Raw genomic sequence first — 14,276 nt, 5'->3', positions numbered from 1 at the left:
CATGCAGCTCGGACTGATCGGTCTCGGCAAGATGGGCGGCAACATGCGCGAGCGCATCCGCCGCGCGGGCCACACCGTCATCGGGTACGACCGCAACCCCGAAGTCTCCGACGTGGCGAGCCTGTCGGAGCTGGTGGAGAAGCTCGAAGCGCCGCGCGTGGTCTGGGTGATGGTCCCGGCCGGCGCTCCCACCCAGTCCGTCGTGGACGAGCTGGGCGACCTCCTCGACGCCGGTGACACGGTCGTCGACGGCGGCAACTCCCGCTGGACGGACGACGAGAAGCACGCGGAGGAGCTGGGCGCCAAGGGCATCGGCTTCGTCGACGCGGGCGTCTCCGGCGGCGTGTGGGGTCTCCAGAACGGCTACGCCCTGATGGTCGGCGGCGACGCCGAGCACATCGCGAAGGTGCAGCCCGTCTTCGACGCCCTCAAGCCCGAAGGGCCGTACGGGTACGTCCACGCCGGCAAGGTCGGTGCCGGGCACTTCTCCAAGATGGTCCACAACGGCATCGAGTACGCCATGATGCAGGCGTACGCCGAGGGGTGGGAGCTGCTGGAGAAGGTCGACTCCGTCACCGACGTACGCGAGGTCTTCCGGTCCTGGCAGGAGGGCACGGTCATCCGCTCGTGGCTGCTCGACCTCGCCGTCAACGCCCTTGACCAGGACGAGCACCTGGACAAGCTGCGCGGGTACGCCGAGGACTCCGGCGAAGGGCGTTGGACCGTCGAGGCGGCCATCGACCACGCGGTGCCGCTCCCGGCGATCACCGCCTCGCTGTTCGCCCGGTTCGCGTCCCGGCAGGACGACTCGCCGCAGATGAAGATGATCTCGGCGCTGCGCAACCAGTTCGGCGGGCACGCCGTCGAGAGCAAGTAGGTCCGGCCATGGGGGACTTGTTCCTGGTCCGCCATGGGGAGACGGAGTGGAGCGCGTCGGGCCGGCACACCAGCTGGACCGACCTGCCCCTCACCGACCAGGGTGAGCAGCAGGCCAAGTCGCTCACCCCGCTCCTCTCGGGCCGCACCTTCTCGCTCGCCCTCACCAGCCCGCTGGCCCGGGCCGTCCGTACCGCCGAACTCGCGGGCATCACGGGGGCGTTGACCGAACCCGACCTGCACGAGTGGGACTACGGCGGGTACGAGGGCATCACCACCGTCGACATCCACAAGACACGCCCCGACTGGTACCTGTGGACCGACGGAGTCCCGCCCGGCCCCGAGGGTCACCCCGGGGAGTCACCGGAGGAGATCGGCGCCCGCGCGGACCGGGTCCTCACGCGCGTCGTGCCCGCGCTGGAGGAGGGCGACGTGGTGCTCGTCGCCCACGCCCACTTCCTGCGCGTCCTGACGGCCCGGCGGCTGGGGTTGCCGGCCGCCGAGGGGCGGCTGTTCCAGCTGGCGACGGGGACGGTGAGCCGGCTGTCGGTGGAGCACGGGTGGCCGGCGATCGTGGAGTGGAACGCGCGGGCGTGATACCCCACCCCCGTTGACACCCCGCCACCAGGCCCGCCAGAGTCGCGACCGATGGAGATCAACGATCTGACACCGGCCGAGCGACGCGTCTGGCGGGCCTTCGTCACGGGGGCCACCGTGGACTTCCGTGACGGGGACGCGGACGGCGACTGGGGGCCTGAACGGTCCGTCCGTGCCAAGGTGTTGCGCGCCCTGCTGCTCAACGGCCCCGCGGAACCGGGCGAGGTACCCGCCCTCAAGCTCCTCGGAGCCCGTATCACCGGGGAGCTGGACCTCCGCTACGCGACCGTCGAGCAGGTGATCCGGCTCAACTACTGCCGGTTCGACCGGACTCCGCGTCTCGCGGGGGCCCAGTTGCAGTACCTGAACCTCCGCGACAGCGTCCTGCCGGGCCTCGCGGCTGCCCGCGCCCGTATCGACGGCAGCCTGCGCCTGACCCGGTGCCGGATCGCCGGCCCGGTCCGTCTCGGCGGCACCCAGATAGCGGGCGCGCTCTTCCTGGACCACGCCGAAGTCACCGGCGACGACAGCGGGTTGCCGGCCCTCGCCCTCAACCAGCTCTCCGTGGACGACGACCTGTGCGCGGCGGGGCTGAAGGCGCGGGGCATGATCCGCCTCGACGGCGCCCGCATCGCCGGCTCGGTCGACCTCCAGGACGCGGACCTCTCCCACCCCGGCGCGAACGCCGTGCAGGCGGAGACGCTGGAGGTGGGCGCCAACCTCCTCGCCCGCCGCCTGCGCGCCACCGGCCGGATCGACCTGCGCGGCGCCCGCGTGCCCGGCCGGATCGACCTCCTCGACTGCGCGCTGTCGAATCACGGCGGTACGGCGCTGCGCGCGAGCAGTTGTGTCATCGGGGAGTTGTGGCTGCGCCGGGGGGAGCCGATCGACGGCATGCTGAACCTGCGGGCCACGGAGATCGGCCAGTTGAACCTGGCCCCGGAGAAACTCCCGGACCAGGTACGCCTGTTGGACCTGACGTACACGTTCCTCACCCCGCACGCCCCGGTGGAGTCCCGTCTCCCGATGCTGGACCGCGACGACACCTTCAACCCCCACGCCTACGAGCAGCTCACCGCCTCCTACCGCCGGACCGGCGACGACACCTCGGCCCGCCTGGTCCAGCTCGCCAAGCAACGCCGCCACCGCCGCACCCTCCCCTGGTACGGCCGCCTCTGGGGCCACGTCCAGGACACGACGGTCGGCTACGGCTTCCGCCCCCTGCGCGCGGGCATCTGGCTCCTCTCCCTCCTGGCCGTCGGCACCCTCACCTTCACCCTCCACCACCCCGCCCCGCTCAAGCCCGCCGAGTCCCCCCACTTCAGCCCCGTCTTCTACACCCTCGACCTCCTCCTCCCGATCATCTCCTTCGGCCAGGAAGGGGCGTTCGCCCCGACCGGCGTCTACCAGACCCTGTCGTACGTCCTGATCGTGACGGGCTGGATCCTGGCGACGACGGTGGTCACGGGCGTCACACGGACGGTGAGCCGCCAGTGACCGCGGCCGGCTCGCCCTTCACCGCTCCGGTCGCTCCCACCACCCCCGGAAGCATCCGGCACGCCGGTACCGCGAGCACCGTCAGCCCCGCCAAGGCCACCAGCGGCACACGGGCCGACCCCATCAGCACCGTCGCCACGGCCACGCCGAGCACCGGCCCCACGTTCATCGCCGTCTGCTGCAGGCCACCCGCCACCCCGGCCACCGCCACCGGCGCCTCCTTCACCACGACGTGCGTCCCCGCCACCATCACCGCCCCGAACCCGGCACCCACCAGCGCGAACCCCACGCAGAACACGCCCTGCGCCGAAGCCCCCGCCAGCACCAGCAGCCCGGCCGCGAGCAGCGCCAGCGCCCCGGCGGTCGTACGGCGGCTGCCCAGCCGTTTCAGCGACACCGCGCACACCGGCGCCGATCCGATCAGTGTCACCGCCAACGGCAGGCTGAGCAGGGCGCTGTGAAAGGGCGTCAGGTCCAGGTCGCCCTGGAGGAGGTAGACGCAGGCGAACAGGCCGCCGTTGAGCGCGGCCGACGCCACGACCAGCACGGCGAGTCCGCCGCGCATGGCGGGTGAGCGTGCGACCTCCGGTGGCAGCAGGGGAGTTGTGGTCCGGCGTTCGTGCCGCGCGAAGGCGAGTGCTGCGGCGGCACCCAGGACGGCGGTCGGGACGGTCAGGGTCACCAGGGCGTGCACCAGAGACGCCAGGGTCACCGCCAGCAGCAGGGCGCCCGGCAGGTCGAGGGGTGTGGACGGGCGCGGGGTGTCGCCGTCCCGGCCCACCAGTGCGAGCAGTCCGAACACCAGGGCCGGGGCGAGGGTGAGCACGAACACCGCGCGCCAGCCGTACGCCGTCGCCAGTGCGCCGCCCACCACCGGGCCCGCCGCCGCGGCCACGCCGATCGACGCCGTGCGGACGGCGAGCGGGGTGCGCAGGAGGTCCGGCGGGTACGCGGCGCGCAGCATGCCGAGGCCGGCCGGCTGGAGCAGGGCACCGAACACGCCTTGTACGACGCGGAGTCCGATGACCCAGCCGATGTCCGGCGCCACCACGAGGCCCGCCGAGGCGGCGCCGAAGCCGAGCATGCCGAGGGCGAAGGTGCGGCGGTGTCCGTACCGGTCGCCGAGGCGCCCCGCGAACACGAGGAGGCCCGCGACGGCGATGAGATAGCCGGTGCTCGTCCACTGTGCCTCGGCGACGCTCGCCCCCAACTCCCGTTGCAGGGTGGGCTGGGCGACCGTCAGGCAGGTTCCGTCGAGGGCGACGGCCATCGCGCCGGCGACGCTCGCGGCGAGGGCCGCCGAGCGGCTCCCCTTCACGCCGGTCCCAGGTGCGCGTCCAGCACTGTCCGCAGCAACGGGCCGAAGTCCTCGGAGCCGGTGGCGAGTTGGAGGCTGCCCCAGCTCCAGAGCTGGGCCATGCCGTGCAGGTTGGCCCACAGGGCGGCGGCGACGGCTCCGGCGTCCGCGTCGGGCCGTACCCGTGCGACCGACTCCACCAGGGCGGAGAACAGCGGGAGGCTGGTGTCGCGCAGGCCCAAGTGCCCGCTCTCCAGCAGGTCGTGACGGAACATCAGTTCGTACATGCCGGGGTTGTCGAAGGCGAACTCCAGGTAGATCCGGGCGAGTTGTTCGACGCGCGGCCGGGCCTGCGGGACCTCCGCCGCCTTCCCGGCCCGTGCCGCGAGGTCGGTGAAGCCCCGGCGGGCGATTGCGGAGAGCAGTTCCAGGTGGGTGGGGAAGTGGCGGCGGGGAGCGCCGTGCGAGACGCCGGCCCGGCGGGCGATCTCGCGCAGGGTGAGGGCCTGGACGCCTTCGCGGGCCAGGAGGTCCACGCCGGCGTCGACGAGGCGGGCGCGGAGGTCGGGAGAGGGCATGGACAGTGTCTACCAGGCAGCCGTAGACAGTGTCTACTCACCCTTGCGGGAATGCCCCGATCTCCCTGCGGGGTTGACTGGGGACATGACCCAGGACACGAAGGCCGACGCCCTCCTCGCCCTGCTCGCCGAGGCCCGGGGCGGGGTGCTCGTCACCCTCAAACGCGACGGCCGCCCCCAGCTCTCGAACGTCACCCACCACTACGACCCCGGCGAGCGCACCCTGCGGATCTCCGTCACCGCCGACCGCGCCAAGACCCGCAACCTCCAGCGCGACCCCCGCACGAGCTACCACGTCACCAGCGCCGACCGCTGGGCCTACACGGTCGTCGAGGGCACCGCCGAGCTCACCCCGCCCGCCGAGGACCCCGCCGACGACACGGTCGAGGAACTGATCCGCCTCTACCGCGCCGTCCAGGGCGAACACCCCGACTGGGACGACTTCCGCGCCGCGATGGTCCGCGACCGGCGGCTCGTCGTCCGGCTGCGGGTGGAGCGGGCGTACGGGATCCCGGCGAGGAAGGGCGACTGACCCGTACACGGCAGGGTCCCCGGAGCCCTGAGGCGTCCGGGGACCTGGCGTCAGGCCGAGACCGACTCGCGTTCGGACCGTTTCCCCTGGGCGTGCGTGCCCAGGGACTCGGTGGGCACCTTGGCCGTCTCGCGGGCCGTGAGGGCGGCGATGACCGGGGGGACGCACAGGGCCGCCGTGAACAGGGCGACCGAGGACCAGTCGTCGCCGTCCGGGCCCGCGATCTCCGCCGCGAACGTGACCGCGAAACCGGCGATCGCGAAGCCGATCTGGGTGCCGATGGCCATGCCCGAGAGGCGGACGCGGGTCGTGAACATCTCGCCGTAGAAGGAGGGCCAGACGCCGTTCGCGGCGCTGTAGACGACGCCGAAGGTGAGGATGCCGAGCAGCATCGTCAGGGGGTAGGAGCCGGTCGAGATCGACCACAGGTAGAGGAACATCATGCCCGCGCTGCCGGCCGCGCCGGCCAGGAACACCGGGCGGCGGCCGATCCGGTCGGAGAGGGTCGCCCACAGGGGGATCGCGGCGAGCGCGACGAGGTTGGCGAGCGCGCCGACCCACAGCATCGACGTACGGCTCATGCCGACCGCGTCGCTCGTCGCGTACGACAGCGCCCAGACCGTGAAGATCGTGCTGACGGAGGCGACCAGCGCGCCGGCGATCACGCGCAGGACGTCCGCCCAGTGTTCGCGCAGGAGGACGAGCAGCGGCATCTTGACGACGCCCTCGGTGGCCGCCTGCTGCTCGAACGCCGGGGTCTCGTCGAGCTTGCGGCGGATGACGTAGCCGACGACGGCGACGGCGACGCTCATCCAGAACGGGACGCGCCAGCCCCACGACAGCAACTGGTCCTCGGGCAGCGACGCGACCGGGATGAACACGAGGGTCGCGATCAGCTGGCCGCCCTGCGTGCCGCTCAGGGTGAAGCTCGTGAAGAAGCCCCGGCGGTGCGAGGGCGCGTGCTCCAGCGTCATCGACCCCGCGCTGGCCTGCTCGCCGGCCGCCGAGATGCCCTGGAGGACCCGGCACAGCACCAGCAGGACCGGAGCGAGGGTGCCGACCTGGTCACGGGTGGGCAGACAGCCGATCAGGAACGTCGACAGGCCCATCAGCATCAGCGTGAAGACCATGATCTTCTTGCGGCCGACGCGGTCCCCGTAGTGGCCGAGGAACAGCGCGCCCACCGGCCGGGCGGCGTAGGCGACGCCGAACGTGGCCAGGGACAGGAGCGTCGCCGTCGCCGGGTCGGACTCGTCGAAGAACACGTCCGGGAAGATCAGCGCGGCGGCGCTGCCGTAGATGAAGAAGTCGTAGTACTCCAGGGCGCTGCCGATCCAGGCCGCGGCGGCGGCCTTCTTCGGCTGGCCCGGCGGGGCGGCGGAGGGGGCGGGGACGGACACGGCGGCTCCTTCGGGGGGCTCCACGACGGCGTGGGGCGAGCGGTGAGGAAGGGGCGGGGGGTTGGTCGGGCGCTGGGTGGGCGCAGGGGGTGGCCGCCTGGCTGGGCACCGGGTTACGTGCCGGGCCAGGCGCTTAATTAACCCACTGGATAGTTAGTCTCGGTGGGAAGGGATGTTGCGCCGAGGTTTCCCGGGTGTCAAGAGGTCGCGCGGCACTCGCCGCCGGTGATCAGTCCGCCGCGCGTTCCGCCGTCAGGTACGCGATCACCATGTCGCCGAGCATCACCCGGTACTGCTCGCGGCGTTCCGGGTCCACCAGGTCGCGGCCGAACAGGGCGCCGAACGTGTGCCGGTTGGCGACCCGGAAGAAGCAGAACGAGCTGATCATCGCGTGCAGGTCGACGGCGTCGACGTCCGCCGTGAACAGGCCGGACTTCTGGCCGGCGGCCAGAATGCGGCGGATCACGTCCAGCGCGGGGGAGCCCATGCGGCCGAGCTTCTCGGACGCCGCGATGTGCTCGGCGCCGTGGATGTTCTCGATCGTCACCAGACGGATGAAGTCGGGGTGGGCCTCGTGGTGGTCGAACGTCAGCTCCGCGAGCCGGCGGATCGCCGCGACCGGGTCCAAGTGGTCGACGTCCAGGCGCTGTTCGGCCTCGCGGATCACGCCGTAGGCGCGTTCCAGGACCGCCGTGAAGAGCTGCTCCTTGCCGCCGAAGTAGTAGTAGATCATCCGCTTCGTGGTGCGGGTGCGGGCCGCGATCTCGTCGACGCGGGCGCCGTCGTAGCCGGCCCGGGCGAACTCCTGGGTCGCCACGTCGAGGATCTCGGCGCGGGTGCGGGCCGCGTCGCGGATCCGTCCGTTGGGGCGTGGCGGTTCGTCGACGCTGGTCATGCGGCCTCCGGGAGTTCGTGCAGTGCGCAGATTCTAGAAGGCGGGGGTCAGGGGGGTTCCCGTCGGTGGGGGACGGCTGCTATAGCTAACGTACTGGTTCGTACATTAGCTGTACGCGTCGATCGGCTCAGGAGGTCCGTGTGGCCAAGGACTCGTATCTCGTCGGACTGATCGGTTCCGGGATCGGGCCGTCCCTCAGCCCCGCGCTGCACGAACGCGAGGCCGACCGGCAGGGGGTGCGGTACCTGTACCGGCTCATCGACCTCGACACCCTCGGGGCCGGGCCGGACGCGGTCGGGGAGCTGGTGCGGGCGGCCCGGGACCTCGGGTTCGACGGGCTGAACATCACGCACCCCTGCAAGCAGGTGGTCCTGGACCACCTCGACGCGCTGTCGCCGCAGGCCGAGGCGCTGGGCGCGGTCAACACGGTCGTCTTCGAGGACGGGCGGGCGGTGGGACACAACACCGACGTCACCGGGTTCGCCGCGTCCTTCGCCCGGGGGCTGCCGGACGTGCCGCTGGAGCGGGTCGTCCAGCTGGGCGCGGGCGGCGCGGGCGCGGCCGTCGCCCACGCCACGCTGACGCTGGGGGCGGGGACGGTGACCGTCGTGGACGCGCTGCCGGAGCGGGCCGCCGGACTGGCGTCCGCCCTGAACGGCCACTTCGGCCCGGACCGCGCGGCGTACGCCACCCCGGACACACTCCCCGCCCTGCTCGCCGACGCGGACGGACTCGTCCACGCGACGCCCACGGGAATGGCGGCCCACCCCGGACTGCCGCTCCCCGCCGCCCTGTTGCGGGCCGAGCTGTGGGTCGCCGAGGTGGTGTACCGGCCGCTGGAGACCGAACTGCTGCGGGTGGCGCGGGGGTTGGGGTGCGCGACGCTCGACGGGGGCGGGATGGCGGTGTTCCAGGCGGCGGACGCGTTCCGGCTGTTCACGGGGCTGGAGCCGGACAGCGGGCGGATGCTGGCGGACATCGGGGAGTTGGCGGGGGTGGCCGGGGTGAGTGGTTGACCTCAGGTCCGGTTGCGGCTCCACCGCGCGGCGTACGACATCACCCGCCATACGCCGCATACCCGCCTCGTTCCTCTCCCCCCACCCCTGCCGGAAGCGACGCACCCCACACACGGCACACCTCCGAAAGGGGTTCCGCATGGCGTCACCTGCGGAACGATGAGGAAGTGAGGCGCTCCGGAGCAGGCGGGCCGGGGTGTGTCTCGACAGTCGCCCCCGGAGGAGAACGATGGCACTGCTGCGGCAAGAGGTCGACCCGAGCGAGGTCGGGCTGGATCCGAAGGTGCTGGACCGGATGGACCAGTACATCGCGCACGAGGTGGAGGCGGGCCACCTGCCCGGCTACCTCGTCTCCGTGGCGCGCGGCGGCCGGGTCGCCCACCTCACGACGCACGGGCACCGCGACGTCGCCGCCGGTCTCCCGGTCGAGCCGGACACGCTGTGGCGGCTGTACTCGATGACCAAGCCGGTGACGTCGGTGGCGGCGCTGCTCCTGGTCGAGGAGGGCAGGCTCGGCCTGGACGACCCGGTGGCCCGGCACATCCCGTCGTTCGCGGAACCCCGCGTGTACGTCAGCGGCAGCGGGCGCGACATGGTGACGCGCCCCGCGGACGGCCCGGTCCTGGTACGGCATCTCCTCACCCATACGGCGGGCCTGACGTTCGCGTTCTACGGCACGCACCCCGTGGACGCCCTCTACCGCGAGGCGGGCCTCGACTCGTCGGTGGCGCCCGGCACGGACCTCGCGGGCACGGTCGACGTGTACGCCTCGCTGCCGCTGCAGTTCGAGCCCGGCACCGAGTGGAACTACTCGGTGGCGACGAACGTCCTCGCGCGGGTCGTGGAGGTGGTGTCCGGGCAGTCGCTGGACGCGTTCCTCGCGGAGCGCGTGTTCGGGCCGCTCGGCATGCCCGACGCCGGGTTCTGTGTGGACGACGCGCAGGCCGAGCGGTTGTCGGAGCTGTACGGGGAGCGGGCGGGCGGGGGGATCGAACCGGTCGCCGGGCTGCCGCTGCGGGGCGGCAGACCCCGGTTCCTGTCCGGTGCGGGCGGCATGGTGGCGGGGGCGCACGACGTCCACCGGTTCGCCGAGTTCCTGCGCGGGCGCGGCGAGCTGGACGGCGTACGGCTGCTGTCGCCGGGGACCGTCGACCTGATGACCCGCAACCATCTGCCCGGCGGCGTCGACATGCGCACCTTCGGCAGCCGTCCCGCGCACGACGAGCCCAGCAAGGACGGTCTCGGCTTCGGTCTGGGCGTCTCGGTCGTCATCGACCCCGACCGCACCAAGGCCCCGGCGGGCAAGGGCACTTACGGCTGGAGCGGCGTCGCGACGACCACGTTCTGGGTGGACCCGGAACACGATGTGACGGTGCAGTTCATGACGCAGGTCCGGCCGCGCTCGTCGCACGCCCTGTACCCGGAGATCAAGCGGTTCGTGCACGAGGCGCTGGCGCGCTAGCCGACGCGCATCGTGAACTCCAGCCCTTCCTCCGCGAGTTCGTTCAGCCACTCCTCCGAGCGCATCGCCGTCTGCGCCGCCCGGCTCAGGCCGGGCGGCAGGGAGGAGTCGAGGATGTGGCGGACGCCGAGGGCGAGGGGCCGGGAGACCGTGTGGGCCATGGCGGACTCCTCGGCGGTGCCGACCCGGTCGAGGAGGTAACTGCCGGACCAGGTACGGCCGCCCGGGCTGCGGACGGTCAGGGAGACGCCGAGGACGACGCGGTCGCGGTCGGTGCGGCTCGTGGGGTAGGTGCGGGCCAGCTCGCCCGCGAGTTCGGCGATCCGGGCGTCGTCGCCCTTCTTCAGCTCGGCGAACACCGCGTCCCACGCCTGCTGCCAGCCCTTCAGGCGCAGGGTGCCGCGGACGAAGGTGTCGGCACGCCAGTCGGGCGGCAGGTCGTACTGGGTGATGAAGGGGACGCTGTCGCGGTTGGGGTACGCCTCGAACGTCTCGCCGCCCAGGGCGAGTTCGCGGGTGGCCTCCCAGGGGTGGGCGGTCGTCCTCTCCGCGCCGTCCTCGATGTGGCGGGCGGGTGAGCGCAGGGCGTTGAGGACGCCGAGGGGGGCCCAGCTGAAGCGGTAGCGGAAGGAGTTGGGGACGGCGGGCAGACCTCCGCACCAGGAGGTGAGGGAGTAGGACGCCCGGTTCTCCGCGCCGATCTCCGCGCGGGCCCGCGAGACGAGGCTGTGGGCGAAGAGGTGGTCGATGCCGGGGTCGAGGCCCGCCTCGGTGAGCACGGTGAGGCCCGCCGCCCGTGCCGCCCCGGCCCGCCCCGCGATCTCGTCGGTGACATAGCTGGAGCAGGCGAAGTGGGCCCGGCCCGCGAGACAGGCGGCGATCAGGGCGGGGTGGTCGCCGGCCGGGAGCATCGACACCACCACGTCCCCCGGGGCGAGTTCGGCGGCGAGGGTGTCGAGGGTGTAGGCACGGGGTTCGGCACGGTCGGCGATGCCGAGGCGGTCGAGGGCCTCGGCGGCGCGGCCGGCCGTACGGTGCCAGAGGCGGACGCGGTCCGCCTGTGCGGTGAGCGCGGTCAGTCCGCTGCCCGTGGAGAGGCCGGCGCCTATCCAGTGGACCGTACCGCTCGCGGGTATCTGCACCGCTGCCTCCCCTGTCTCGCTGCGTTGCCTCGGCGTCACTCCCGGAACTGTGACCCTTCCCGACTAGCCCTGTTTGATGCCGGGTTCCCGCGACGCCGACGCGAAACGTTCCAGGCAGCGCGCCCAGGGCCCGGTATCCGTACGGAAGCCGAGCAGCTGCGGCAGCAGACTGGCCGAGAAGTCGGTGCTCGCCTCCAGCGGCAGCAGCGAGGGCAGGTTGTCGATCGCGATCAGGTCGAACGGCGGCTCGTCGCGCAACCGGCGTACGGGGTCGGCCCATTCGGTCGTGCGGTCGTAGACCGGCAGGACGTTGAGGGGCGAGCCGACGTCACAGGTGACGTCCGAGACCGTGCGCAGCGCGCGGCCGGGGGCGTCGAGGTCCTCGGGGCGGACGAACGGCGGTACGGGGGTCGTCGCGAGGACGCAGTTGACGAGCAGGTCGTGCCCCAACAGGGCGTCCCGGTCCAGGTCTCGCGTCTCCGCGAGGTCCCAAGTGGTCGGCGAGAGACCGGCCGCCGCGAGGGCGTCCCGGGCACCCCGCCCGCTGCGGCCCAGGGCTCCGATGACCAGGGCCCTGATGTCACCGCCTGCCGAACCGAGCTTCGCCCGGAGCGCCTTCTCGTCCGTCGGCGTCAACTCCCCCGCCAGCTGCCCCCGGTGATGCAGAACGGCGAGCGCGGCGCCGAGGAACCCCGCCCAGTACCCGAACGCGGCGAGCCGCCGTCCGGAGTCGTCGGTGAGGTACTCCAGGTCGAGGAGGGCTCCCCCGCCTCGGGCGAAACGTGTCAACAGGGCTTCGGCGCCGGGCTGTTGCTTGTAGGCGTGGCCGAAGAAGATGTGCCGGTGGGTCAACTCGTCGGGTTCGTCGGGGAGTTCCTTCAGGCCCAGGATCACGGCGTCGCCCGGCGCCGACACCCACGAGCCCGCGGGCGCGACTTCGGCGCCGACGGCCTCGTACTCCTCGACGGGGAAGATCCGCTGGGCGGACTCCTCGACCGTCAGGGTGATGCCGTGCTCGACCAGGCGGCGGGCGTCGGCGGGGACGACCGGGGTGCGGCGTTCGGTGGGGCGGGGTTCGTGGCGCAGCCACAAGTGGACGGCGGTCATACGCGGTTGGCCTCCGGGCGCGGGGCGTCGGCGGCGAAGCGGCCGGCGCTCAGGGGGGTGACGTCCACGAAGGGTACGCGGCCGAGGACCAGGTCGCGCACGACCTCGCCGACGGCGGGCCCCTGGAGGAAGCCGTGCCCGGAGAAGCCGGTGGCGTACAGGAACCGGGAGACCGAACTCGCCTCGCCGATCAGGGCGTTGTGGTCCGGGGTGACCTCGTACAGGCCCGCCCAGCCGCCCGTGCGGCGCAGGTCGAGGAGAGCCGGTGCCCGGTGTTCCATCGCGGTGGCGAGGCGGGGGATCCAGCGGTCGTGGGCGTCGGTGGCGAAGCCGGGGCGCTCGTCCGGGTCGGACATGCCGACCAGCAGGCCGGGGCCCTCGGGGTGGAAGTAGAGGCTGGTGGTGAAGTCGATCGTCATCGGGAGGTCCGGCGGCAGCCCGGGAAAGGCTTCGGTGACCGCGACCTGGCGTCTGAGCGGGGTGACGGGCAGGTCCACGCCGACCATCGCGCCGATCGACCTCGACCAGGCGCCCGCCGCGCAGACCACGGTGTTCGTGGTGATCCGGCCGATGCCGGTGTGCACGGCGGTGATCGCGGTGCCCCGCACGTCGATGCCGGTGACCTCGGTGCGCCGCAGGATCCGTACGCCGTGGTGGCGGGCGACGGCCGCGTAGCCGTGCACGACCGCCTCGGGGGTGCAGTGGCCGTCCTCGGGCGAGTACGCGGCGGCGAGCAGGCCGTCTGTCCTGATCAGCGGATTCAGACGCTGCGCCTCCGCCGGGTCGATGAGGCGGCTGGGGACGCCGAGGGAGTTCTGGAGGGCGATGCCCGCCTCGAAGGAGGCGACCTCCTCGGGGGTGGTGAGGAGGAAGAGATAGCCGGTGCGGTGCAGGCCGATGTCGTGGCCGGTGTCCGCGCCGAACCGGGCGAACGCCTCCAGGCTGCGGGCCCCGAGCAGGATGTTGACCTCGTCGGAGAACTGGGCGCGGACCCCGCCGGCGGCCTTCGAGGTCGACCCGGCGGCGAGTTCGTCGCGCTCGACGAGCACCACGTCACGGACCCCGGCGGCGGCGAGGTGACAGGCGATGCTGGTGCCGATCACCCCGCCGCCGATGACGACGACCGAGGCATGCGTGTTCAAGCGTGCGGCTCCTTGTGGGCGGTTGCCGTCCTGGGTACGGGAGTTCAGGACCAGTGCGCCACGGCGTCCAGGTGGGGCAGGTGGTGGTCCAGGCGCTCGCGCTTGGTGCGCAGGTAGGTGATGTTGTTCTCGCACGGCGGGATCAGCAGCGGCACTTCCTCGGCGACCCGGATGCCGTTGTCCGTCAACGCCTCGCGCTTGCGCGGGTTGTTGGACATCAGGCGCACGGACCGCACGCCGAGGTCGCGCAGGATCTCCGCGGCCACGCCGTAGTCGCGGGCGTCGACGGGGAAGCCGAGGGCGACGTTCGCCTCGACCGTGTCCAGGCCCTCCGCCTGGAGGGCCATCGCGCGCAGCTTGCCCAGCAGACCTATCCCCCGGCCCTCGTGGCCGCGCAGGTAGACGACGACCCCGCTGCCCTCGGCGACGACCGCGCGCAGCGCCGAGTCGAGCTGGTCGCCGCATTCGCAGTGCTGCGAGCCGAACGCGTCGCCCGTGAGGCATTCGGAGTGCAGCCGGGTGAGGACGTCCTCGGCGCCGAGTTCGCCGTAGACCAGGGCGACCTGTTCGTCACCGCGGTCGTGGTCCATGTAACCGACCGCCTGGAATTTGCCGTAGACGGTGGGCAGGGGGGCATTCACCACGCGTTCCACGCCCGTGCGCTGCGGGGTCTTCTTGCCGAGTACACCGACTTTTTCTGTCATGATCTGGTTCCTAAGGGTCCGATGGGGAGTC

Annotated in this window: 14 protein-coding genes; 6 read left to right on the top strand and 8 right to left on the bottom strand. The window is 72.4% G+C overall.

The annotated features are described in order from the left end of the window. Position 1 precedes the first annotated feature (1 nt). From gnd to ACLZOT_RS24425, 3 genes are read left to right on the top strand one after another with little or no spacing between them, the layout of a single operon-like run. On the top strand, positions 2 to 877 hold the full coding sequence (gnd, locus tag ACLZOT_RS24435) for a phosphogluconate dehydrogenase (NAD(+)-dependent, decarboxylating) (protein ID WP_416971187.1): 876 nt from the start codon (positions 2 to 4) through the stop codon (positions 875 to 877). 8 nt (positions 878 to 885) lie between these two features. After that, positions 886 to 1,473 carry a histidine phosphatase family protein gene (locus tag ACLZOT_RS24430; RefSeq protein WP_416971186.1) on the top strand — a complete coding sequence of 196 codons (588 nt, stop codon included), beginning with the start codon at positions 886 to 888 and terminating at the stop codon, positions 1,471 to 1,473. A 51-nt stretch (positions 1,474 to 1,524) separates the two neighbouring features. Continuing rightward, positions 1,525 to 2,970: a membrane-associated oxidoreductase gene (locus ACLZOT_RS24425; RefSeq protein WP_416971185.1), complete on the top strand. Its 1,446-nt coding sequence runs from the start codon at positions 1,525 to 1,527 to the stop codon at positions 2,968 to 2,970. On the opposite strand, the gene ACLZOT_RS24420 is transcribed toward ACLZOT_RS24425, so the two are convergent. Together ACLZOT_RS24420 and ACLZOT_RS24415 are read right to left on the bottom strand one after the other, a co-directional pair. Then, positions 2,945 to 4,240, bottom strand: a complete 1,296-nt coding sequence (locus ACLZOT_RS24420; RefSeq protein ID WP_416971345.1) for an MFS transporter — start codon at positions 4,238 to 4,240, stop codon at positions 2,945 to 2,947. The genes ACLZOT_RS24425 and ACLZOT_RS24420 overlap by 26 nt on opposite strands. Before the next feature lie 44 nt (positions 4,241 to 4,284). Beyond that, positions 4,285 to 4,845 (bottom strand): TetR/AcrR family transcriptional regulator, encoded by a 561-nt coding sequence (locus ACLZOT_RS24415; protein WP_416971184.1) that lies wholly within the window; start codon positions 4,843 to 4,845, stop codon positions 4,285 to 4,287. An 85-nt stretch (positions 4,846 to 4,930) separates the two neighbouring features. On the opposite strand from ACLZOT_RS24415, the gene ACLZOT_RS24410 reads away from it, so the two are divergent. Continuing rightward, the gene (locus ACLZOT_RS24410) at positions 4,931 to 5,377 is read left to right on the top strand and encodes a PPOX class F420-dependent oxidoreductase (protein ID WP_416971183.1); all 447 of its coding nucleotides are present in this window, start codon (positions 4,931 to 4,933) and stop codon (positions 5,375 to 5,377) included. 50 nt (positions 5,378 to 5,427) lie between these two features. Here ACLZOT_RS24410 and ACLZOT_RS24405 read toward each other — a convergent pair whose 3' ends face one another. After that, positions 5,428 to 6,777, bottom strand: coding sequence for an MFS transporter (locus ACLZOT_RS24405; RefSeq protein ID WP_416971182.1), 1,350 nt, complete (start codon positions 6,775 to 6,777; stop codon positions 5,428 to 5,430). Between the two features lie 229 nt (positions 6,778 to 7,006). After that, entirely contained in the window at positions 7,007 to 7,672 is a 666-nt protein-coding gene (locus ACLZOT_RS24400; RefSeq protein WP_416971181.1) for a TetR family transcriptional regulator, read from the bottom strand. Positions 7,673 to 7,812: 140 nt separating this feature from the next. Between ACLZOT_RS24400 and ACLZOT_RS24395 the strand changes: the two genes are divergently transcribed. Continuing rightward, positions 7,813 to 8,688, top strand: coding sequence for a shikimate dehydrogenase (locus ACLZOT_RS24395; protein ID WP_416971180.1), 876 nt, complete (start codon positions 7,813 to 7,815; stop codon positions 8,686 to 8,688). A gap of 229 nt (positions 8,689 to 8,917) precedes the next feature. Next, positions 8,918 to 10,150, top strand: coding sequence for a serine hydrolase domain-containing protein (locus ACLZOT_RS24390; protein WP_416971179.1), 1,233 nt, complete (start codon positions 8,918 to 8,920; stop codon positions 10,148 to 10,150). Here the strand turns inward: ACLZOT_RS24390 and ACLZOT_RS24385 are convergent. From ACLZOT_RS24385 to ribA, 4 genes are all read right to left on the bottom strand, one after another. Continuing rightward, entirely contained in the window at positions 10,147 to 11,292 is a 1,146-nt protein-coding gene (locus ACLZOT_RS24385) for a saccharopine dehydrogenase family protein (RefSeq protein WP_416971178.1), read from the bottom strand. The genes ACLZOT_RS24390 and ACLZOT_RS24385 overlap by 4 nt on opposite strands. 63 nt (positions 11,293 to 11,355) lie before the next feature. Further along, complete coding sequence (locus ACLZOT_RS24380; RefSeq protein ID WP_416971177.1) at positions 11,356 to 12,399, bottom strand: saccharopine dehydrogenase; 1,044 nt, start codon at positions 12,397 to 12,399, stop codon at positions 11,356 to 11,358. After that, positions 12,396 to 13,541 (bottom strand): NAD(P)/FAD-dependent oxidoreductase, encoded by a 1,146-nt coding sequence (locus ACLZOT_RS24375; protein WP_416971176.1) that lies wholly within the window; start codon positions 13,539 to 13,541, stop codon positions 12,396 to 12,398. The genes ACLZOT_RS24380 and ACLZOT_RS24375 overlap by 4 nt, the downstream gene beginning before the upstream one ends. A gap of 44 nt (positions 13,542 to 13,585) precedes the next feature. Beyond that, a complete protein-coding gene (gene ribA, locus ACLZOT_RS24370) occupies positions 13,586 to 14,245 on the bottom strand; it encodes a GTP cyclohydrolase II (RefSeq protein WP_416971175.1) in 660 nt (219 codons plus the stop codon). Between the last annotated feature and the right edge of the window lie 31 nt (positions 14,246 to 14,276).

This window comes from Streptomyces sp. 4F14 (assembly GCF_048159485.1).
Lineage (GTDB): Bacteria > Actinomycetota > Actinomycetes > Streptomycetales > Streptomycetaceae > Streptomyces.
The sequence above is the reverse complement of the archived record's forward strand: the minus strand, read 5'-3'. Positions and strand labels throughout refer to the sequence as shown.

What these genes read in the sequence shown, in the direction of transcription:
- gnd (WP_416971187.1), top strand. Translation starts at nt 2, where the DNA reads ATGCAGCTCGGACTGATCGGTCTCGGCAAGATGGGCGGCAACATGCGC.
- ACLZOT_RS24430 (WP_416971186.1), top strand. Translation starts at nt 886, where the DNA reads ATGGGGGACTTGTTCCTGGTCCGCCATGGGGAGACGGAGTGGAGCGCG.
- ACLZOT_RS24425 (WP_416971185.1), top strand. Translation starts at nt 1,525, where the DNA reads ATGGAGATCAACGATCTGACACCGGCCGAGCGACGCGTCTGGCGGGCC.
- ACLZOT_RS24420 (WP_416971345.1), bottom strand. Translation starts at nt 4,240, where the DNA reads ATGGCCGTCGCCCTCGACGGAACCTGCCTGACGGTCGCCCAGCCCACC.
- ACLZOT_RS24415 (WP_416971184.1), bottom strand. Translation starts at nt 4,845, where the DNA reads ATGCCCTCTCCCGACCTCCGCGCCCGCCTCGTCGACGCCGGCGTGGAC.
- ACLZOT_RS24410 (WP_416971183.1), top strand. Translation starts at nt 4,931, where the DNA reads ATGACCCAGGACACGAAGGCCGACGCCCTCCTCGCCCTGCTCGCCGAG.
- ACLZOT_RS24400 (WP_416971181.1), bottom strand. Translation starts at nt 7,672, where the DNA reads ATGACCAGCGTCGACGAACCGCCACGCCCCAACGGACGGATCCGCGAC.
- ACLZOT_RS24390 (WP_416971179.1), top strand. Translation starts at nt 8,918, where the DNA reads ATGGCACTGCTGCGGCAAGAGGTCGACCCGAGCGAGGTCGGGCTGGAT.
- ACLZOT_RS24380 (WP_416971177.1), bottom strand. Translation starts at nt 12,399, where the DNA reads ATGACCGCCGTCCACTTGTGGCTGCGCCACGAACCCCGCCCCACCGAA.
- ribA (WP_416971175.1), bottom strand. Translation starts at nt 14,245, where the DNA reads ATGACAGAAAAAGTCGGTGTACTCGGCAAGAAGACCCCGCAGCGCACG.